This is a genomic window from Ochrobactrum sp. AN78, from assembly GCF_029909885.1.
GTDB classification, from domain to species: Bacteria; Pseudomonadota; Alphaproteobacteria; order Rhizobiales; family Rhizobiaceae; genus Brucella; species Brucella quorumnocens.
The window spans coordinates 201,622-222,118 of record NZ_JASAMU010000005.1; the positions used below are offsets into that span (position 1 = coordinate 201,622).

Below are 20,497 nucleotides of genomic sequence, written 5' to 3' on the forward strand. Positions count from 1 at the left end.
TTCACTTCGGGCGCATCTCTATATTTTGATCCAAATCACATCTTATCCGAGAGCCGATTCACTTTTCGGGATGCGTTTTAGCAGAAACAGGCAAGGCAGGCTGAACGCTATCGGGGATAGGATTCACAAAAACAGCACCGCCAAGCTTTTTCTCAAGGTCTTTTTTGGCCTCGATAATCTGCTCCGGGTTCAGGAACAGCTCGATAGCCGTACTTCCCATAATCTTTGCCGCATGTGCCATGCCTTTATGCGCCGCAGGCAGTTTACCCTGCGCCACCATCTGCCATGAATGAAGCGGCGTACCGATTGCACAAGTTGCGCCTCGCATCTGCACAGTCGGAACAACCCAGCTTACACTTCCCACATCCGTCGAACCGACGAGCGAGTTATCGCCCTTATAAAGCTCGTATACGCCTTCGCAAAGTGCAAGTTCTGCCTTGGGTTCAACACCGAACCGGCGGAATGCGTCGGAAATATCTTCTTTTGACAGTGTCGACTGAAACCGTTGCGCAGTTTCGCGGTCCTGCTCATCGAAAACTGGCGGTCCAAGGCGATCAAGCTCACGCTGCATCAGCTGCTCCAGCGGCGCATTTCCAACGAGATTGGCATCACCGCTGACGATCTCGCTCTTGACCGAAGTTTCCGTCATCAAGGCAGCGCCTTCGGCGATCTTTTTAACTCGCTCAAGCAGAACCTGCATCTCCGGCAGGTTTCGCGCGCGGATCAGATAACGCACACTGGCTTTGGCTTGCACGACATTGGGCGCAAAACCACCCGTATCAGTGACAGCATAATGAATACGCGCCGAGGACGGCATATGCTCCCGCATATAATTGACGCCGACATTCATCAGCTCGACCGCATCAAGCGCACTGCGTCCAAGATGGGGTGCAGCGGCAGCATGGGCGGCCCGTCCGGTAAAGTGGAAATTGATTTCATTGCAGGCCAGTGAAACCGGATCGTTTACGCCTGCAAAAGGTGCCGGGTGCCAGCAGAAAGCAATATCGACATCGTCGAACAGGCCTTCGCGCACCATGAAGCCCTTGGCCGATCCGCCTTCTTCGGCAGGACAACCATAATAGCGCACGCGGCCCTTGATGCCGTTGGCAGCAAGGTAATCCTTGACCGCTGCAGCGGCCAGCAAAGACCCCGAACCGAGCAGGTTATGACCACATCCGTGACCATTACCACCGGCTTCAATCGCCCGTTCTTCAGCAACACCGGCAATCTGGCTCAACCCTGGAAGCGCATCGAACTCACCCAGAATAGCGATGACCGGCCCCTCGTCGCCCGCCTCGCCCATTACAGCGGTTGGCAGGCCAGCAATGCCGCGCTCTACGCAAAAACCTTCCGACTGCAACATGGCTGCATGTGCGTCGCTGGATTTATATTCTTCGTAGTTCGTTTCCGGGTTGTCCCAAACCGTATCGCTCAGTTCGAAATAGGCGGCGCTTTTCGCGTCGACGATATCCCAGATGTCGTGGTGGTTTTTCAACTTGGGGTTCACGCTCTCGGCTCAGGTTTTAACATTTTGGACGGGAGAAGCAGATCAAGGACAATAGAGAAGACCTGCATTCTGGCTTCTGCTTTATCGGCTTTTATGGCTGAAACAATCCAAGCTGACTGCTGCCACAGAAGAGAGCGCTCCTCCCGAGCTGTACCTAGAGGTACTCTAAACTTGTGGCAACAGATATAAGTGAAATTGCACAAAAGCCTCATTATAATCGACATTATGGCCAGCAAGAGTTGCCGGATTGATAAGCATTTGCGCAAACACGCGTTCGAAACCTCTTGTAAGGGAAGATCGATAAGTCCTCGACTGGAGGCCGCGCCGGTGAGAACCAGCACAGCCTCCGATGGGTAAGGCGAGCGCTTTCGAGCTCAGCTTCATCCATGTCTCGTGCGCAAAAATTCAAACATTGAACTGAAAGCCATCAACCGTGAATGCTTGTCCCGTGATGAAACAAGGCTCGGAGGTCGCCAGAAAAGTTACAAGGCGGGCAACATCGTCAGCACAGCCGAGCCGTCCCAACGCAATACCCCTGATAACCTCATCTGCACGTTCAGTGACATTCGTATCAATCTCGGTACGAATGACGCCGGGGCAAATAGCATTTACAGCAATGTTTGGTCCCAGCTCCTTGGCAAGGGAACGAGTCATGCCAAGGATACCGGCCTTTGCCGCCGCATAAGCGAATTTGCTGACTGCAGCCGTCACGCCGCCCGAATAGGCATTCAGTGACGACATCGAAACAATCCGGCCACCGCCCTGCTTCAGCATATGTGGTGCGCTATGCTGAATGTAATTGAAACAGCTTTTCAGATTGATCGCGATGGCGCGGTCGAACTCGTCTTCCGAAATATCAAGAATGCCAACAGGCGCGGAACGCCCGGCATTGTTGAGAAGGAAATCGACGCGACCAAACGCAGCCACCGTTTCGGCGACAACTTCGCCAGCCCGCTTATGGCTTGAGACATCCGCAACACATTGCAGCGCACGCACGCCAAGGCTTTCGATTTCGGCGGCCGTATCCGCCAGTTCCGCCTCCAGCAAATCGACCAGTGTGACGTGATATCCGGCACGCGCCAGATCAAGAGCACAAGCCTTTCCGATGCCTCGTGCGCCTCCGGTGACGATGGCAACCTTGTTTTCAGTGTTCATTTCAAAACGTGCTCCTTTTGTGTTGCCATGTGATGGTATGTCTGTCACATTATTCCACAACAGGAATTTGGTTCACATATATGAACATTGAAAATAGTGGCGAAGTGAAATCCGCGGTTCGGGTTCTCGAAATCCTCGAGTTCCTTGCCCGCGCCCATAAACCGGTGACGCTGAAGGCAATCGTTGCGGAGCTGGGTTATCCCAAGAGCAGCACCTTCAATCTGCTCGCAACTCTAGTGGCACGCGCCTATGTCGTTCGCGACGACACTGAATCCTATAAAATTCACGATACTTTCCGAAACGGCCCCGGCTGGTGCAGCGGCAGCGACGCCTATCTGATAGCCACCGCACAGCCGATCATGGACGCCATGCGCGACAGCGAAGGAGAAACGGTGTTTCTCGGTACGCGCCGCAAGGATGGCCGGGTCAAGCTTCTGGCAAAGAGTGCCAGCCATCAGGTGGTACGCTTCGATTCCGACCTTACTGGCTCTGATCCTGCCTACTGCACGGCAATGGGACGCGTTCTTCTCGCACATTGGCAGCCGGAAAAGACTGCAAGCTATCTCGCCAAAGAGCGCATTATCCCGTTGACCGACAAGACGGTTATCGACCGCGTGCAGATCCGCCGCATCATCGACGCTGCGCGTGAAGCTGGTTACGCAATCTGCGATGAAGAGGCAGTCATTGGCGGCTCGGGCGTTGCTGCGCCGGTCTTTGATGCCAGCGGCGAAGTTATCGCCACACTCAATATGGCAACGATCTCATCGCGCTTTACCGCCTGCCGACAGCGCATGATCGACGCGGTGGTCAAACATGCCGCCGAATTGAGCGCGCGCCTCGGACACAAACCATCCACAACAGACAAGCAGTAAAATGGATATTCATTTCAAAGAAAAAAGAGTCCTGGTCACTGGGGCCGCAAGGGGAATTGGCCGTGCAATATGCGAGGCGTTTGCCGCCGATGGCGCATTTGTAACGGCAACCGATGTTCTTGACGACGAACTTGCAAGCCTTGTGAGCGAAGCGCTTCCTGCACGCGGCGGATCGATCCGGGCAGTTCATCTTGATGTCACCGATGAGGCCGCAATTGCCAAACTGGCAACTGACGCCGAAGCCGAAGGCGGTTTTGACGTTTTCGTGCATGTTGCAGGCGGCGTTCTGGGTCAGAAAAAACGCCCGCTGGAAGACGTTCCGGCAGCAGACTGGGATCGTATTTATGACATCAATGTGCGCGGAGCGTTTCTCGTTGCGCGCGCCATTGTTCCAGCGATGAAAAGCCGTGGCGCAGGCAAAATGGTCTTCATTTCAAGTGGTGCCGGCCTGGGCGTAAGCCTGACCGGAATTCAGGCCTATGCCAGCGCCAAGGCGGCTCTCATCAGCCTCGCACGCCAGCTCGGCCATGAACTTGGCCCTTTCGGCATCAATGTGAATGCCGTCGCACCCGGCTTCCTGCGCACAAGCCCAGATTATGAGCGCCAATGGGCGTCTTATGGAGAAGATGGTCAGGCCGCCATGCTCAATGAAATTCCGCTGCGCCGGATCGGGTTGCCGGAAGATATCTCAAATGCCGTGCTGTTCCTCGCTTCCCCCTATGCGAGCTGGATCACCGGCCAGACTTTGTCGGTCAGTGGAGGACCTACATCATGACAACCGAAGCACTCGTTCCAACGTGGACATGGCCAGAAGAACGGCTGCAAACCATCATGAATCGCGCCCGCGCTGGTCGCAGCCTGAAGCCATCCGCGTGGCCAGAAGGTGGCAAATGCGCGGTGGGCCTGTCGTTTGATTCTGATCACGATACGTTTGAATTACGCGATGGTGGCAAATCCATTTCAGCGCTTTCGCAAGGCCAGTTTGGACCAAGACAAGGCATTCCACGCATTCGCGAGCTTCTGCGCAACAATAGCATTCCTGCGACATTCTTTGTACCGGCGGTTTCGGCGATACATTATCCCGAAGAACAGCGCGCGCTGATCGATGAAGGACATGAAATTGCGCTTCACGGCTGGATTCATGAGCGCAATGCTCTGCTTGATGGCGATACAGAACGCGATCTTCAGCACCGTTCTGCAGATGCGCTGGAAAAGATTACCGGCGTTCGTCCTGTTGGCATCCGGACACCATCCTGGGATTTCAGCGATAACACGCTGCAAATCACAGCCGACATGGGCTTGATTTATGACTCGTCCCTGATGGCCGATGTCGATTGCTACGAGCTATTGCTAAACGGCGAGCCGTGTGGCGTGACCGAACTACCTGTCGAATGGATTCGCGACGATGCCGCCTATCTGGTTATGGATCGTTGGGGTGGCTTGCGTCCGCAAATTGCGCCGCATGATATTCTGCAGATATTCATTCGTGAGTTCGATGCGGCCTATGAAGAAGGCGGGATTTTCCAGCTGACCATGCATCCCGACATCATCGGTCATCGTTCCCGCATATGGATACTCAAAGAGTTGATTGGCCACATTCGCCAGCACAAGGATATCTGGTTCGCAAACCATGCCGACATTGCGCGTTATGCGACGCTAAATAGCTGATAAGAATAGTATTTTCTTGTCACAGTTTTGCACCTGGTTCGGGATTCGGACCGGGTGTTTCTGTGTTGCCCGACAGCATGAATTCGCGAATAAAATCAGAATGCAATTCATATATGTGAACCAAATTCCGCTTTTCATCACCAGATTGCAGGTCCACACTGATTGGTGAGACGGGTGCAAAAATTAGTTCTCAGAAGAAGAGCGCATCCCAAAATGGGTAAGGCATTTCCAGCAAAAGTGCGGAGCGCTTTTGCGTCGGATGATGCGTAAAAACAAATATTGAGACGCGGTTTCCAAGGATTCAATCTCAACAAGAACCGCGCCAAGAACGAGGGAACTATGTTCAAAAAAATCGCAGCTATCAGCCTGTGCACACTGTCCGTTCTTTACAGCGGCAGCGTACTTGCTAAGGAATGGAAATCCGTGACCGTTGGCGTCGAAGGTGCCTTTCCGCCCTTCAACCTCACCACACCCAGTGGCGAACTTCAGGGACTTGATCTTGATGTTGTCAAGGAAGTCTGCAAGCGCGCCGAACTCGATTGCACGATCGTGGCACAAGACTGGGACGGCCAAATCCCGTCGCTTCTTGCTGGCAAATTCGATGTGGTCCTGACAATGGGCCCTAATCCAGAGCGCCGTAAGGTTATCGACTTCTCCGACCCTTATGTGATCACGCCCAATACATTCCTCGTGCCCGCTGAAGGTCCACTTGCCAATCTCCCGCATTCCGGCGAGAGCCTTAACACCGATACCGAAGAAGGCAAAAAAGCCCTCGCGGACCTTAAGGAAGCGGTAAAAGGCACGACACTCGGCGCGTCGCTTTCAACCAGCCAGCTGCAATTTGTCGAGCAGAATTTCGGCGATGTCGCTCAGGTCCGCTCATACAAAGGCTCCGAACAGGTCAAGCTTGATCTGCAATCCGGTCGCCTCGACGGTCAATATGACAACGTCGTCTTTGCGCGGGATCGTGCGGAGAAAAGCAATGGCGCGCTCAAGATCACCGGTCCGCTGCTTGTCGGTGGCATTCAGGCGACAAATGTTTGCATTGGGCTGCGTAAGGATGAACCGGAACTTAAAGCCAAGCTCAATAAGGCACTTGGCGAGATGCAAGCCGACGGCACGCTCTCGAAAATGTCTGAAAAATGGTTCTCTATGGATCTAAGCCCAAAGGGCTGATCTCTTAATAAAATCGCAAATATTAAAGCGCGCTGTTTTCACAGCGCGCTTTTTTATAAATTAGAAATTCCAGTCGTCGTCTTCGGTCGCGACAGCTTTGCCGATGACGTAAGACGAACCAGAGCCTGAGAAGAAGTCATGGTTTTCGTCAGCGTTTGGTGACAGTGCTGAGAGGATCGCCGGATTGACCTTGCAGGCCTCTGCCGGAAACAGCGCTTCGTAGCCCAGATTCATCAATGCCTTGTTCGCATTATAATGCAGGAACTTTTTCACGTCCTCGGTCAGGCCAACGCCATCATAAAGTGCCTCGGTGTAACGCACTTCATTGTCGTAGAGCTCCAGCAAAAGATCGAAGGAAAAATCCTTGATTTCCTGCTTCTTTTCTTCGCTGAGTGTCTCAATGGCGCGCTGGAACTTATAGCCGATATAATAACCATGCACGGCCTCATCACGGATGATGAGACGGATGAGATCGGCCGTATTGGTAAGCTTGGCACGGCTCGACCAATACATCGGCAGATAAAAGCCCGAATAAAACAGGAAGCTTTCCAGAAACACGCTGGCGATCTTCTTCTTCAGCGGATCGTCAGAGCGATAATTATCGAGAATGAGCTGCGACTTCTTCTGCAGGAACTCGTTTTCTTCCGACCAGCGATAAGCGTCATCAACGTCTGGCGTCAGACACAGTGTCGAGAAGATCGACGAATAGGAACGCGCATGAACCGCTTCCATGAAAGAGATGTTCGACAGAACGGCCTCTTCATGTGGCGTCGCGGCATCATCCATAAGCTTCACCGAGCCGACGGCATTCTGGATCGTGTCAAGAAGGGTTAGGCCGGTGAAAACGCGGATAGTGAGCTGCTGCTCTTCCGGCTTCAACGTTTCCCACGACTGGATGTCGTTCGACAGCGGCACTTTTTCCGGCAACCAGAAATTGCCGGTCAGACGGTTCCAGACCTCAAGGTCCTTATCGTCATCGATGCGGTTCCAGTTGATAGCGCGCACGAGACCAGGCTTTTTGGAAGGGTTGGATTTGAATTGCATATTCATTGGTTTCACCTTGGTCATAGGGCGCAGGATACGCAGCCTTCAACCTGCGTCCCTTCTAGCGCCATCTGGCGCAAGCGGATGTAATAAATGGTCTTGATGCCCTTCTTCCAGGCATAGATCTGTGCCTTGTTGATATCGCGCGTGGTGGCGGTATCACGGAAGAACAGCGTCAGCGACAAGCCCTGATCGACGTGCTGGGTAGCCGCAGCATAGGTATCGATGATCTTTTCCGGTCCGATCTCGTATGCGTCCTGATAATATTCCAGATTATCATTCGTCATGAAAGCAGCCGGGTAGTAAACGCGGCCAATCTTGCCTTCCTTACGAATTTCGATCTTGGAAACGATCGGATGGATCGAAGAGGTCGAATGATTGATGTAGGAGATCGAGCCTGTCGGCGGCACGGCTTGCAGGTTCTGGTTATAAAGTCCGCCTTCCATGACGGCCTTCTTCAGTCCCTGCCAATCTTCCTGCGTCGGGATGGCAATACCTGCATCTTCAAAGAGCTGGCGCACCTTATCGGTCGCAGGCTCCCAAACCTGATCGGTATATTTGTCGAAATATTCGCCAGAGGCGTATTTTGACTTCTCAAAGCCCTTGAACGAGCTGCCCTGTTCGATGGCAAGGCGGTTAGAAGCGCGGATAGCGTGATAAGCCACCGTATAGAAGTAGATATTGGTGAAATCGACGCCTTCATCCGAACCGTAATAAATACGCTCCCGAGCGAGATAGCCGTGCAGGTTCATCTGACCAAGGCCAATGGCATGGCTCTCGTCATTGCCGCGTGCAATAGATGGAACTGAACCGATGTGGCTCATGTCGGCAACAGCCGTCAGCGCGCGGATTGAGGTTTCAATCGTCTTGCCAAAATCGGGGCTATCCATGGCTGCTGCGATATTGAGCGAGCCGAGATTGCAGGAAATATCCTTGCCCAGATATTCATAAGACAGATCGTCATTAAAGACGCTGGCTTCACTGACCTGAAGAATTTCCGAGCAGAGATTGCTCATGGTAATACGGCCATCGATCGGGTTGGCGCGGTTCACCGTGTCTTCGAACATGATGTAAGGATAGCCGGACTCGAACTGAATTTCCGCCAGAACTTGGAAGAAGTCACGTGCATTGATCTTCTTCTTGCGAATACGGCCATCATTGACCATTTCGCGATATTTTTCGGTGACGGAGATTTCCGTCATCGGCACGCCATAGACGCGTTCAACGTCATACGGCGAGAAGAGATACATATCCTCATCGTTCTTGGCGAGTTCAAAGGTGATATCCGGGATTACGACGCCAAGCGACAGCGTCTTGATGCGGATTTTCTCATCCGCATTTTCACGCTTGGTGTCGAGGAAGCGCATGATGTCGGGGTGATGCGCGTTCAGATAAACGGCGCCTGCACCCTGACGTGCACCAAGCTGGTTTGCATAAGAGAAACTGTCTTCCAGCAGCTTCATCACAGGGATGATGCCCGACGACTGGTTCTGGATCTGCTTGATTGGCGCACCGGCTTCACGGATATTGGTCAGGCTCAGTGCCACGCCGCCGCCGCGCTTGGAAAGCTGCAAGGCGGAGTTGATCGAGCGGCCAATCGATTCCATGTTATCTTCAACACGCAGAAGGAAGCACGAGACGAGTTCGCCACGCTGCTTTTTACCTGCATTGAGAAAGGTCGGCGTCGCTGGCTGATAACGGCCCGCAATGATTTCATCGACCATTTCACGCGCATGTTGTTCATTGCCGCGCGCAAGCGCAAGCGCAACCATGCAGACACGGTCTTCATAGCGCTCAAGATAGCGCTGACCATCAAAGGTCTTCAGCGTGTAGCTGGTGTAATATTTGAACGCGCCAAGGAAAGTCGGAAAGCGGAACTTCTTGTCATAGGCATAATCGAAGAGATCGCGCACGAAATTGAAGGAATACTGGTCCAGCACTTCGCGCTCGTAATAGCCTTCGGTGACCAGATAATCGAGTTTTTCACGCAGATTGTGAAAGAACACCGTGTTCTGGTTGACGTGCTGAAGGAAATACTGCTGCGCGGCCTGACGGTCGCGTTCAAGCTGGATTTTGCCTTCATCGTCATAAAGGTTCAGCATCGCATTGAGCGCGTGATAATCGAGCCCGGTTTCAGGCAGCTTTGCTGCCTTGCTTGCTGCCGACGCCGATGGCTCCTGCTTTTCCGATGAGGCGACCGTCTCGCGCTCACGGGTCAAGGTTGTGTCTGCCGTGTCCAAAATCGTTCCATCCCGTCTCTAACATTGCCAAGGTCTTCGTCAGTTCCCAAAAGCTCGAAACGATAGAGGTAGGGAACCTGACACTTGGTAGAAATGATCTTACCGGCGAGGCCGAAGGCTTCACCGAAATTGCTGTTTCCTGCGGCGATGACACCGCGAATGAGGGATCGGTTATCGGCATCATTGAGAAACCGAATGACCGGCTTGGGAACAGCGCCTTTCGCACCGCCGCCGCCATAGGTGGGGGTTACGAGCACAAACGGCTCATTGACCCGTAACAAGCCAGCATCGTCTTCATAGCTTTCCAGCGGAATGCGTTTTGAGCGCATTCCCAGACGCATCACAAAACGATGCGTGTTCTCTGAACGACTGGAAAAATAAACGATCTGGCCCATTGCGAAATCCCGACAGCGATTGGGCTTTATGCGAGCGAGCTGATCATATCCGGACGGAAACCAGCCCAATGGGTTTCACCCACAACAACAACCGGCACCTGACGGTAGCCGAGACCCTGAACGAGATCGTACGCATCGGCATTGGCGGAAATGTCGATGACATCATATTCAATGCCCTGACGGTCGAGTGCGCGAGTGGTGGCGGTGCACTGGACGCAGGCGGGCTTGCTATAGACGGTGACGTTCATTTTTTCCTCACTGGGGATCGGTTGTATCGGTTGCGACTTACTGGGATGAAGACGCAAAATAACGCTCACGCATTATGGAATGCGTGCAGAAAGACTCGGAAACTGGAGAAATGCGGCTCGCCCGAATGGCAAACCAAAAGTACTAGCCCGTAAAGGGCGGACCGGAAGTGGTTGGTCTCAAATTACTCGACATGCTTGTCACCCCGAAGCTTTGGAGGGGATATTCGGGGGCAGCAACAGACATGGCAAAACGCTGCCACATTCCATTACGCACCAACCGGACACCCCGCCCGTGGACGTTCACGTTCAAGGCAGGTCTCCTGGCTCACGACTCACCGCTTTTGTCCGCCTTCCCGGTTTTAACCAGTGGCATATGGACTTAAAGCTCATCGCTTACAGTTGCGGGGGCAGCTACGGCATAACCACATCCATCATGGATGCAACGCACCGTATTCCCATCTTCGCTTTTTGATTCTCACGAATCGCAAGAACCTTGAACACAAGATATAGTATCCGAAGTTAAAAAGTCGTCAATGGATAGACGGTTCAAAAAAATTAAATATGGGCTTTAATGAAGGACGCCTGTGAATAGCAGGGATATCTATCAGGGTTCACTCCTTTGGTCCGATGGGCTTTGGCCGGAACTCAGCTTTTATGGCCTTCAATGCCATCCGATCCACCAGATGTGGTGCAATCAGCTTCAGCCAGCGACCGAATCGCATCTGCCGTGTCATCAACACCTCGCGCTTGCGACGACTGATTCCCTCAAGCATCATCTCAACCGCCTGCTGGACGGACATCATATCATCTTCGCGAACACCGCTGATACCCAGCGCACCACCACTCGCGCCATATCCGACTTTACGAATGTCAGTTTTCACCACACCTGGATAGACAATTGTCACCGATATGCCGCTCGGCTCAAGCTCCGAGCGCAGCGCCTCACAAAACCCGGAGAGCGCAAACTTGGTGCCGCTATAGGCCGTTCGCCCTGGAACGCCTATCAGCCCTGCGACAGAAGAAACAGCAACAATACGGCCTTTTGTTTTCGCTAAATATGGTAGCGCCGCATGGATAGGCCAGACACTGCCCCAATAATTCAGCTCCATCAAATCGTGCATCCATTGTAGATTTTCCGGCTTGATTTCGGCGAAGTTGGCGTGTGCCGACATGCCTGCATTGACGATCAGCGTATCAATTTGTCCGAATGCGGCAGCAGACTTCTCGATAAGCTCAATACAAGCATCACGATCAGTTACATCGGTAGGCACAGCAAGGACTTTACTGCCCGCTTGCTGCAACTCTATGGCAAGCAATTGTAATTTATCCAAATTTCGTGCCGCCAGCACCATCGCCGCCTTGCTGCCGTACCGCGAAGCGATCTGGCGCGCTGTCTCTGCACCTATGCCATCCGATGCACCCGTTATGATTGTTACTTCCACGACAACCCTCCCAAGCTGATACGCACGAACGTTATAAGCTAGTTTACAAGCCACAGCCTAAAACCGTCCACCTTCCATTTCTGGATCAAGACCAAGTGTCTTGGTCGAAGGGATAAATTGACAGCCAGGCTTCATATCCTGTATCGATCTATAAAATCCTGAACATTGTTCAATATACTGAACAATTAGGAAGAGATCCTCCCAAGCATCTCTTCAAACGACCGGTGCATCGGCTGCACCGGGAAACTGTCGGACTGGCTTTCCCTCGTGCGAAAGCCAGTCCGCTCATAAACCCAGTGCCTGTGTGCCGGCGAGGAATGAGAGACCTCAGCTCTGGGGAACTTTGAATAAGGGTGGAAATTATGACTGTAGGGATCAAGCCATTTTCGTTCGACACGGTCGGCTCGATGCTTGTCGAGTGGGGAGCTGCAAAGCGCCTCGGCCAAGTTCTGGGCGAACGGTTCTCCGAACGCAAAATCCTCATTGTAACCGACAAGGGCCTGCACAAGGCTGGTGTTCTCAACGAAGCACTTACTTCGCTTGAAAAGGCAGGCTTCGGCATCAGCATTTTTGATGCCGTCGTTGCTGACCCACCGGAATCAGTTCTGTTTGACTGTGTCGATCAGGCCAAGGCGGTTGGCTGCGATATCGTGCTGGGCCTCGGCGGCGGCTCTTCCATGGATATTGCCAAACTTGCTGCCGTGCTGATTGTCTCCGAGCAGAAACTGTCGGAGCTTTATGGTATTGGCAAAGTGCAGGGCACGCGTCTGCCGCTGATCCAGATCCCAACCACAGCAGGTACCGGCTCGGAAGTGACCAACATCACGATCCTGACCACCGGCGAAACCACCAAGATGGGAGTCGTTTCCCGCCAACTTTATGCAGATTTCGTCATTCTGGATGCAGAATTGACCTGCGGTCTGCCAGCGCTCCACACAGCGGCCACCGGCATCGACGCCATGGTTCACGCCATTGAAGCCTATACCAGCCGCCTCAAGAAAAACCCGCTATCCGACGCTTTTGCGCATGAAGCGCTGAAGCTCTTGTCAGCCAATCTGGTTGCAGCCTGCGAGAACGGCAAAGACCGTCATGCCCGCGAAGCCATGCTGCTTGGGGCAAACTATGCAGGTCAGGCTTTCTCCAACTCGCCGGTTGGTGCCGTTCATGCGCTGGCTTACCCGCTTGGTGGCCACTATCACGTGCCGCACGGCCTCTCCAATGCTCTGATGCTTGGCCCCGTCCTTCGCTTCAACATGGCAGGCGCTGCAAATCTCTATGCAGAACTGGCAGACCTGTTGCTCGGCACGTCGGACGGCACGACAGAAGAGCGCTCGGCTAATTTCGTGGATTACATGGAAGACCTGATGAACCGCTCTGGTGCACCGCGTCGTCTGCGCGATGTTGATGTGACAGAAGAAAGCCTCGAAATGTTAGCACGCGATGCGATGCTTCAGACACGTCTGCTGGGTAACAATCCAGTAGATGTTACCGAAGCGGATGCCCTCGCGCTTTATCGCGAAGCATTCTGAACCAACAACCATTTTTAAGAGCACATCCCGGAAGAGCAGGCTTGATTAGCCACTCTTCCAAAGCTCTGTTTCGTCCTTTCGGAGTAAAATCGTGAGCACTGAACGCATCGACGGTCAGGAGCAGCCATATTGGCCTGCCGGACCGTTCAAAATCCGTCTGCCTTTCGTTCATTATAAATTCGAGTGGCCTGATTATTGTCAGGGCCTTCTGATGTGCGCTGTCGATCTTTCAGCCATCCCGCTGATGGCTGAACTGCTGGGCATGCCTTTTGAAGTTGCTCTTGCTGTGGTCGTTCTCAACGGCCTGTTTTACCTCACGCATCACCTGCTCGGCGATCCGGTCGTTCCGGGCTGGATTACACCTGCCGTCCCGCTGATCATGGCTTATTGCGCCACTTTCCCTGAAGGTCCAGAGCGTGTGCATGCCCTTGTCTCCTTCCAGATGACCTTGGGGCTGCTATCGATATTGATAGGTGCGACGGGCATCGCCAATCGCGTCATCACGGCAATTCCACAGGCCATCAAATCCGGCATTATCATCGGTGCTGGCTTTGCAGCAGTCATTTCCGTGTTCAAGGTTGGCGGCAACTTTGACATTTTCCCGTTCACCATCGCTATCTCGATCGGCCTTTGCTTCTATCTGATGTTCTCGCCGCAGTTCGCTCGCCTTTCGCGCAATGGCGGCATTTTCGGCCTGATCGGGAAACTGGGCGTTTTGCCATGCATTCTGCTTGCCGTTATCGTTGCTCCGCTGTTTGGTGAAGCCAAATGGCCCGAATTCCAATGGACGATTTCGTCTCCTGATTTCAGCACGCTCTGGGGTGAATACACGATCTTCGGACTTGGCCTGCCGCCGCTTTCGATGTTCCTAACGGCCCTGCCAACAGTTCTCGCGACTTACATCGTTCTCTTCGGCGACGTGCTGAAAACCAAGTCGATCTTAGGTGAAGCCCAGCTTCAGCGTCCTGATGAAAAGATCGATTACAATGCCGACCGCGCACATCTTGTTTTCGGTATGCGCAACACCGGCATGTCGGTGCTTGGTCCCGATGTCACCATGTGTGGCCCGGTCTGGGCAGCTATGCAGGTCGTTATCTGCGAGCGCTTCTCCAAGGGCAAAAAATCTATGCATTCCATCTTCGGTGGTGCAGGATCTTTCCGCTGGGGCACCAATACCGGTCTGTTCCTGATGCCGATTGTTACATTGGTACAGCCAATTCTCGGTGTTGCGCTGACCCTGACTTTGCTCATCCAAGGCTACGTCTCGGTACGCATCGGTGTGATGGAAGCTCGCTCACAACGCGATCTTGGCATTGCCGGTGTTACAGGTGCTGTTCTTGCAACGCGTGGTGCAGGCTGGGCCTTCGCTACCGGCGTTGTTCTCTGCCTCATCATTTATGGTCGTGACTTCTTCAAAGGTGAAACCGATAGCACCTTCGTCAAGGACCAACGGTCGCAGTAGTTCTGTCGAAAGCCTCCCGGAAAATTGCCGGGAGGCCTTTGCTCGCAATAATTTAAACCGAGGCCGATTTGCCTCTACCTGAATATTCCTATAGATTTCGGCTGCAGCTCGGCAATCGCTTTTCTCCTCCTGACGTCTATTGCCGCACGCTGCGTGTCAATTCGGAGTAAAAATTGCGTAGTGAACAATCTATTCTTCAAATATCCATAGCAGTTACTATTTTTGTTGCAGGTTTTGGTGTCGTATTTGGCCTTTTGTCTGGCTCATTTTCTATTGTCTTTGACGGTGTTTACATGCTTGCCGACGCTGCAATGAGCGGCCTCGCACTTGTTGTTGCCCGACTAATTGCATTGTCAGCCTTAGCGGAACCGCCGCGCGGAAAGCTCCGTGATCGTTTCACCATGGGCTTCTGGCATCTTGAACCGATGGTGTTAGGCCTCAACGGTATCATGCTGACCGGTGTTGCAATCTATGCGCTTATCAATGCCATCGGCAGTCTGATGGATGGCGGGCGTGATCTCGAATTCAGCTATGCGATCTTCTATGCGGTCGTCGCTCTTATAGCCTGTCTCGGAATGGCTTGGCTTGAAACACGTGCCAACCGTAGGCTCAAATCCGATTTTATCGCACTTGATGCCAAAGCGTGGATCATGTCTGGTGGTATCACGGCAGCACTCCTCATCGCTTTTTCGGTGGGCTATGTGATTCAGGGAACCGAGCTTGATTGGTTAACGCCCTATATCGATCCTGCAGTGCTTGCGCTGGTCTGTATCGTCATCATTCCCATGCCGCTCGGGACCATCAAACAGGCACTTTCCGATATGTTGCTGGTGACGCCCATCGATCTCAAACAACATGTGGATCGGGTCGCAAAACAGGTCGTTGAACGCAACGGATTCAAGTCTTATCGCGCCTATGTCGCCAAGGTTGGACGTGGCAAGCAGATTGAGCTTTATTTCATCGTACCGACTGATCAGCCTGCCAAGAAACTCGAAGAGTGGGATGCCTTGCGCGATGAGATCGGCGATGCGCTTGGGGGCGAAGGTCCCGATCGTTGGCTGACGATTGCTTTCACAACCGATGTGGAATGGGCCGTTTAACGGCCCATTCCACAAGTGCTATTCCGCACGTTGACGACGTTTGGTCATCAGCATGGGTGCATATTCGAGAACATACAGGCCGAAAGCCAGCATCCACAAAAGTGCCGATGCTGCTAGGAAGGTATGAAAGAAATTCGGCGTCATTTCCGCAAATGGGCGGATCAGAGCTGACAGGATCAGACAGAGATAGGCAATCTGAGTCGTGGGCGAAGCCACCAGTTCACGGCCCGTATGCCCACGGGTGGCACGGGTCATGACTGCCAGCATCATGCAGCCAATGACCCCAACTGTCATCACATGCAGAGCTGAAAAAGGGTTGAGCTGTTCAAGTGCTGCCAGCGCTATGGCGACAAAACCTGCAGGCACGAAAAGATAGGCAATGTGCAGGATGAGCACGAGCCTGTCTTTTGCCACACTCCATCCACGCCAACGATAAAGCCGCACAAGATGCAGGACCGCTGCAATGATTGCGATGATGGCCGTCAATGAATGTTCAGGTGCAGCAATCCAGCTCACGCATGCGATAGCACCGACAAGAATGGTAAGGCCATCATAACGATTGAAAGGAACAGGAAAGCGCGTTGCACCCATACGATTAAGCCAATTGCGTGTGAAGCTCGGTATAATCCGTCCACCGATCAGCATCACCAATAAAACATAAGCGCTGACCCCGGCGCGATTGGCAGCGGCAATATCGCCGTTCGTGATCGCCAGACAATGGAAACAAAAGTTGGCGAGCATGACGATGGAGACGCCAATCAGGACCTTGAGGTTCTTCCACTGGTGACCAGCAATTATTTCGCGTGAGGCAATAAACAGAAGCAAAGGTAGAAAGAGACTCTCGATGCCGATTGCGACATAGAGATTAATCAGATCAGGAACCAGAAAAACCAGTCGCCCGGCCAACCATACACCGAAAAGCATGGCAAGCGGCGTTCCTGAAACGGGCAGACGGCCAGTCCAGTTCGGGACGGCGGTCAGAAGAAATCCAGCAAGAATTGCTGATGAGAATCCAAACACCATCTCATGTGCATGCCAGTTGAGCGCGCCATAAGCGCCACCGACCGACAGGCCGAATGTGAGGGAGAGTATCCAGAGCAGCATGGCCAGAACAGCCCATATGGCACCGCCCAGAAAGAATGGGCGAAATCCATAACTGAAGATTGCCGGGCCAGTTGTTTTAAAATCGCGAGCTATCGCACCACGGCGTTCGGAGGGCATTGCTGCGGGGGTGGCAAGCAGGCCTGCCTGTGTTGTCATGGCATCCTCATCATGGAACCACAGCCAAAGCGCAATTTATCTGCGCTCTGGGGATAAAGCGTTATGCAGTATGGCCACATATTTGAAACCTATCATTTCGCGCTGGCGATTGCCTTTTCCAAGCGCGCCTGAACGGGCTTTGGCTTCTTGGCAGCAACGATCTCTTCGAGATTGGCCGGATTGTCGCCAACAACGATCAGGGCAACCATGCCCATGGCGTAATGCGGCGTGCATTTCACGAAATATGCACCCGGTTCAGTGACGGACAGGACGTAGTTTTCGTTGATCTTGCTTTTGAACTTTTCCGCGGCTGCAGGGATCATATCCTTGATCGACTCGACATTGTGTCCCTTATCGACCGGAATAAAGGTAATCGTGTCACCGGGATTGGCCTTGATATAGGCTGGCTCAAAAACCATTGCACCTTCAGCGCCTTTGTTGAGCATGTGAACTTCAATATTCTCGGCCAAAGCGGGAGCAGCCATCGCAAAGCAAAGTCCGAATGCTGCGAACGGGATTGCAAACTTACGCATTTAATCTCATCTCCATGGGCCGGTTTCTGCAGCATCACGATGGTGCCCGAAAAACCGTGCTAATGGAGATTTAGCCTGACTTGCTTTCCAACTCTTTGATTGGGATCAAACATATTCAATATAGTTGATTATGACAGTCAGATATCGCGAGAGGCCGGACAAGCGCTCAACCTCCGTTCACGAAATCCAGCTGAGTTGCGCTGCTTCGTAAAATGCTGCTTCGGCAAATTCGCAAGATTGCACGCCAAAATTGGCGTGACCCGCCCGCCACACCAAGCGCAAAACCCGGATTTCACACAAATTCGTCGTTCTCATTAGCGCAATGATTTCAGCTCCTTGCAATGTGTTTCAAAACGCGCCCGCAAATGTGATCGCCATTTGTGTTGACTATTAACACTTCGTTAACCACAGTTTGTTGCAATCTGTTACAAAGCGTTACAATCGCTATGGCAGGTCCTATCGATAAGAGGTGCATATTGGAAAAAACACGGCAGATAGATCAGCAGTCCTTGCAGCCAAGGAACAGCTCTGCCGTGTCTCAGATGACATCTTTCTGGGGCCTTATGCGCGCCTATTGGGTATCGGAGCGCTGGAAGGAAGCCTGGGGCCTTACGATTGCGATCTTCATCTTCACGGCCTTCATCAGCAAGACCACCGTTTGGGTGGCTGAAGCTTCCGGCCTGCTGATGAATTCGATCGTCAATGTTAAAAGCGCACCAGTTCAAAATCCGCTCATGGCAATCGCCATGAATGCGGGCCTTTTGATCCTGCTGATGCTGGCCAAGGATGTGATGCTGGTTGGATTTCGCCACCTCCTGTCCACGACATTGCATCGCAAGTGGCGCAAGTGGCTCAATGACAGCTTTTCCAACGCCCTGCTTGATAGCAATCACACCCATTTTCATCTGCAGCAAGGGAAAGGCGCAAACCTTCCCGACAATGTCGATCAGCGCCTGCAGGAATCCATTAAGGGCATGACGGGCGGGGCCATTGGCCTTGTCATGGGTGTTGTCGGCGTAGTGCTTTCCGCATTCTTCGTGGGCCAGAAGCTGCTCGAAATCTCGACCGAAGTAACCGGACTGGAATTCCTTGGCTCCTATGGCGGTGCCATTCTCGCCTTCGCGGCAATCATTATTTATGTGCCGATTGGTACACTGATCGCGATCAAGATCGGCCGCCAGCTGGAACGCCTCAACCTCGGCATGCAGAAAGCAGAAGGCTCCTATCGTGGCGAGTGGACGACACTTCTGCGTCGCAGCTTCCAGATTTCAGCGTCAGAAGGCGAAGCTGTGCAGCGTTCCGTCAACAAGCGTCTTTACAAGGATGTTGATGGCACCTGGAACAAGCTCAACCGTTTCGATGCTGCCTATCTGGCCTTCTCGCAGGCCTATGGCTTCATGTCGAACCGCATCATCGCCTATATTCCGGGTCTCGTCCCCTATATGAGCGGTGCAGTCAGTTTCCGCAATTATGTTACAGGCGCCGAACTTGTGGCAGCCATGATCAATGACTGCTCGTGGTTTATTCAGGTCATGCCAGCGATTGCCAATCTGCGGGCCAACGCCGGTCGTGTTACGGGCCTGGCGCAAGCTATCGACAATGTTCAGGAACCGAGCGAGTTTTATGCAAGCTCTGGCGTCAACCGCTTCACCTTCTCCAAGCAGCATCCTCGTTTTGGTCTTTCTGTTCGTAACCTCACACTGATGCAGGGGCCTGAAAGTGAAGCACCTTTCCTGCGTTCCGGTGTGATCAATATCCGCAGCGGTGACTGGGTCTATATGCGTGGTGAATCGGGTTCTGGTAAAACCTCTTTCATCAAAGCGCTCAACGGGCTTTGGGCTTATGGCACAGGCGATATCATCTATCCGCAGAAGGCCAAGTCGGTTTATGCGCCGCAGGAAGCCAAGTTCCCGTCCGTGTCGCTCAAGCAGCTTGTCTGCCTCCCGGATGACGCGAGCGACTTCAACGATCTGTCTATCGCTGTAGTTCTTCATGAAGCAGGGCTTGGTGAATTTATCGAGCGCATGAACAATCCAGATGCCGACGGCTCTCCATGGGACATGGTGCTCTCTGGCGGACAGAAGCAGAAGCTGGTGCTGGCGCGTATCCTGCTCCACAAGCCTGCGATCATCTTCCTTGATGAAGCCACAGGCGCGCTCGACCCTGCATCCAAGCTGCGTTTCCACACAACACTCAAGACACGTTGCCCTGACGCGATTGTTATCAGCATCATGCATGAAGAAAAGCTGCCGACACTGGAAAATGGCGAAAGCGTCTATTCGCATGTTCTTGAAATCCGCAATGGCTATGTCTCGCTACGTCCAACCCATTTCACGATCGACACGGGCGTTGCCATGGTGGCCGCAGAATAGCGGCCATAGGAAGTTTTGAGAAAACAAAGCTAAAAACGGTCTGCCTTTGAGAAGCGAATTTCTTGTTCAGCTAAATCAGCCGGGTCATCATGGTGGGATGGATTACACAAGCTATGTTTATATCGCGATAGCCTTGCTTCCCTTCATTGTCTGGGGATCGATCATTGTTGCCCTGTCCAATGAAAGCCAAGCGAGACAACAAAGCCGGTCCGGGACCTATAATGGCCCCGAACAAGAACCTGCGACGGAAATCTCCATCATCCCCTATGGGCTGATATTTCCGCTTCATTACAGCTACCCATCCGACAGGCGCAACTTCGGCTAGAGCGTGTCGCGTTTAATTGCACCCATGGTGCTCGCTCTAGATTCTTTTAATTGTCGCATGTTCGCGAACGTTAAATGAATCCATTTAACTGCGACATGCTTTAGCGCATCGGCACTAAAATCGTTTCGCACTTTCCGGGATACAGTCTAATGCTCTATTATCACAATAG

General features: G+C 52.8%; 18 protein-coding genes and 1 riboswitch. Of the genes, 9 read left to right on the forward strand and 9 right to left on the reverse strand.

Annotation, left to right across the window (positions count from 1 at the left end):
* Positions 1-58: 58 nt before the first annotated feature.
* Both QBD00_RS11890 and QBD00_RS11895 read right to left on the reverse strand, forming a co-directional pair.
* Positions 59-1,507 (reverse strand): M20 family metallopeptidase, encoded by a 1,449-nt coding sequence (locus QBD00_RS11890; RefSeq protein WP_318579582.1) that lies wholly within the window; start codon positions 1,505-1,507, stop codon positions 59-61.
* 405 nt (positions 1,508-1,912) lie between these two features.
* Positions 1,913-2,662, reverse strand: a complete 750-nt coding sequence (locus QBD00_RS11895) for an SDR family NAD(P)-dependent oxidoreductase (protein ID WP_095445066.1) — start codon at positions 2,660-2,662, stop codon at positions 1,913-1,915.
* Positions 2,663-2,742: 80 nt separating this feature from the next.
* Here QBD00_RS11895 and QBD00_RS11900 point away from each other — a divergent pair, with 80 nt between their 5' ends.
* The 4 genes from QBD00_RS11900 (at position 2,743) to QBD00_RS11915 (ending at position 6,378) form a co-directional block, all read left to right on the forward strand.
* The gene (locus QBD00_RS11900; protein ID WP_095445067.1) at positions 2,743-3,534 is read left to right on the forward strand and encodes an IclR family transcriptional regulator; all 792 of its coding nucleotides are present in this window, start codon (positions 2,743-2,745) and stop codon (positions 3,532-3,534) included.
* A gap of 1 nt (position 3,535) precedes the next feature.
* Positions 3,536-4,309, forward strand: a complete 774-nt coding sequence (locus tag QBD00_RS11905; RefSeq protein WP_151091138.1) for an SDR family NAD(P)-dependent oxidoreductase — start codon at positions 3,536-3,538, stop codon at positions 4,307-4,309.
* Positions 4,306-5,202, forward strand: coding sequence for a polysaccharide deacetylase (locus tag QBD00_RS11910; protein ID WP_318579583.1), 897 nt, complete (start codon positions 4,306-4,308; stop codon positions 5,200-5,202). Before QBD00_RS11905 ends, QBD00_RS11910 begins: the two co-directional genes overlap by 4 nt.
* A gap of 339 nt (positions 5,203-5,541) precedes the next feature.
* Positions 5,542-6,378 carry a transporter substrate-binding domain-containing protein gene (locus QBD00_RS11915; protein WP_318579584.1) on the forward strand — a complete coding sequence of 279 codons (837 nt, stop codon included), beginning with the start codon at positions 5,542-5,544 and terminating at the stop codon, positions 6,376-6,378.
* 60 nt (positions 6,379-6,438) lie between these two features.
* Here QBD00_RS11915 and nrdF read toward each other — a convergent pair whose 3' ends face one another.
* The 5 genes from nrdF to QBD00_RS11940 form a co-directional block, all read right to left on the reverse strand.
* Positions 6,439-7,428: a class 1b ribonucleoside-diphosphate reductase subunit beta gene (gene nrdF, locus QBD00_RS11920; RefSeq protein WP_134156323.1), complete on the reverse strand. Its 990-nt coding sequence runs from the start codon at positions 7,426-7,428 to the stop codon at positions 6,439-6,441.
* 14 nt (positions 7,429-7,442) lie between these two features.
* A complete protein-coding gene (gene nrdE / locus QBD00_RS11925) occupies positions 7,443-9,662 on the reverse strand; it encodes a class 1b ribonucleoside-diphosphate reductase subunit alpha (protein WP_318579585.1) in 2,220 nt (739 codons plus the stop codon).
* A complete protein-coding gene (nrdI, locus tag QBD00_RS11930) occupies positions 9,638-10,057 on the reverse strand; it encodes a class Ib ribonucleoside-diphosphate reductase assembly flavoprotein NrdI (RefSeq protein WP_095445070.1) in 420 nt (139 codons plus the stop codon). Before nrdI ends, nrdE begins: the two co-directional genes overlap by 25 nt.
* A 26-nt stretch (positions 10,058-10,083) precedes the next feature.
* Entirely contained in the window at positions 10,084-10,305 is a 222-nt protein-coding gene (nrdH, locus tag QBD00_RS11935) for a glutaredoxin-like protein NrdH (protein ID WP_095445071.1), read from the reverse strand.
* Between the two features lie 292 nt (positions 10,306-10,597).
* A riboswitch (cobalamin riboswitch) is annotated at positions 10,598-10,816 on the reverse strand.
* 100 nt (positions 10,817-10,916) lie between these two features.
* On the reverse strand, positions 10,917-11,747 hold the full coding sequence (locus QBD00_RS11940) for an SDR family oxidoreductase (RefSeq protein WP_318579586.1): 831 nt from the start codon (positions 11,745-11,747) through the stop codon (positions 10,917-10,919).
* A 362-nt stretch (positions 11,748-12,109) separates the two neighbouring features.
* On the opposite strand from QBD00_RS11940, the gene QBD00_RS11945 reads away from it, so the two are divergent.
* The 3 genes from QBD00_RS11945 (at position 12,110) to QBD00_RS11955 (ending at position 15,838) form a co-directional block, all read left to right on the forward strand.
* On the forward strand, positions 12,110-13,276 hold the full coding sequence (locus QBD00_RS11945) for an iron-containing alcohol dehydrogenase (RefSeq protein WP_318579587.1): 1,167 nt from the start codon (positions 12,110-12,112) through the stop codon (positions 13,274-13,276).
* Positions 13,277-13,367: 91 nt separating this feature from the next.
* The gene (locus tag QBD00_RS11950; protein WP_318579588.1) at positions 13,368-14,738 is read left to right on the forward strand and encodes a hypothetical protein; all 1,371 of its coding nucleotides are present in this window, start codon (positions 13,368-13,370) and stop codon (positions 14,736-14,738) included.
* Between the two features lie 173 nt (positions 14,739-14,911).
* Positions 14,912-15,838 carry a cation diffusion facilitator family transporter gene (locus tag QBD00_RS11955; RefSeq protein ID WP_151091144.1) on the forward strand — a complete coding sequence of 309 codons (927 nt, stop codon included), beginning with the start codon at positions 14,912-14,914 and terminating at the stop codon, positions 15,836-15,838.
* A gap of 18 nt (positions 15,839-15,856) precedes the next feature.
* Here the strand turns inward: QBD00_RS11955 and QBD00_RS11960 are convergent, their stop codons facing one another.
* Together QBD00_RS11960 and QBD00_RS11965 are read right to left on the reverse strand one after the other, a co-directional pair.
* Positions 15,857-17,098, reverse strand: coding sequence for an NnrS family protein (locus tag QBD00_RS11960; RefSeq protein ID WP_318579589.1), 1,242 nt, complete (start codon positions 17,096-17,098; stop codon positions 15,857-15,859).
* Positions 17,099-17,190: 92 nt separating this feature from the next.
* On the reverse strand, positions 17,191-17,631 hold the full coding sequence (locus QBD00_RS11965) for a pseudoazurin (protein WP_095445076.1): 441 nt from the start codon (positions 17,629-17,631) through the stop codon (positions 17,191-17,193).
* Positions 17,632-18,164: 533 nt separating this feature from the next.
* On the opposite strand from QBD00_RS11965, the gene QBD00_RS11970 reads away from it, so the two are divergent.
* Complete coding sequence (locus QBD00_RS11970) at positions 18,165-20,003, forward strand: ABC transporter ATP-binding protein/permease (RefSeq protein ID WP_318579590.1); 1,839 nt, start codon at positions 18,165-18,167, stop codon at positions 20,001-20,003.
* 97 nt (positions 20,004-20,100) lie between these two features.
* Entirely contained in the window at positions 20,101-20,328 is a 228-nt protein-coding gene (locus QBD00_RS11975) for a hypothetical protein (protein WP_151091147.1), read from the forward strand.
* Positions 20,329-20,497: the final 169 nt, after the last annotated feature.

What these genes read in the sequence shown, in the direction of transcription:
- nrdI (WP_095445070.1), bottom strand. Translation starts at nt 10,057, where the DNA reads ATGGGCCAGATCGTTTATTTTTCCAGTCGTTCAGAGAACACGCATCGT.
- QBD00_RS11910 (WP_318579583.1), top strand. Translation starts at nt 4,306, where the DNA reads ATGACAACCGAAGCACTCGTTCCAACGTGGACATGGCCAGAAGAACGG.
- QBD00_RS11965 (WP_095445076.1), bottom strand. Translation starts at nt 17,631, where the DNA reads ATGCGTAAGTTTGCAATCCCGTTCGCAGCATTCGGACTTTGCTTTGCG.
- QBD00_RS11895 (WP_095445066.1), bottom strand. Translation starts at nt 2,662, where the DNA reads ATGAACACTGAAAACAAGGTTGCCATCGTCACCGGAGGCGCACGAGGC.
- QBD00_RS11960 (WP_318579589.1), bottom strand. Translation starts at nt 17,098, where the DNA reads ATGACAACACAGGCAGGCCTGCTTGCCACCCCCGCAGCAATGCCCTCC.
- QBD00_RS11905 (WP_151091138.1), top strand. Translation starts at nt 3,536, where the DNA reads ATGGATATTCATTTCAAAGAAAAAAGAGTCCTGGTCACTGGGGCCGCA.
- QBD00_RS11945 (WP_318579587.1), top strand. Translation starts at nt 12,110, where the DNA reads ATGACTGTAGGGATCAAGCCATTTTCGTTCGACACGGTCGGCTCGATG.
- QBD00_RS11915 (WP_318579584.1), top strand. Translation starts at nt 5,542, where the DNA reads ATGTTCAAAAAAATCGCAGCTATCAGCCTGTGCACACTGTCCGTTCTT.
- nrdF (WP_134156323.1), bottom strand. Translation starts at nt 7,428, where the DNA reads ATGAATATGCAATTCAAATCCAACCCTTCCAAAAAGCCTGGTCTCGTG.
- nrdH (WP_095445071.1), bottom strand. Translation starts at nt 10,305, where the DNA reads ATGAACGTCACCGTCTATAGCAAGCCCGCCTGCGTCCAGTGCACCGCC.
- QBD00_RS11975 (WP_151091147.1), top strand. Translation starts at nt 20,101, where the DNA reads ATGGATTACACAAGCTATGTTTATATCGCGATAGCCTTGCTTCCCTTC.
- QBD00_RS11900 (WP_095445067.1), top strand. Translation starts at nt 2,743, where the DNA reads ATGAACATTGAAAATAGTGGCGAAGTGAAATCCGCGGTTCGGGTTCTC.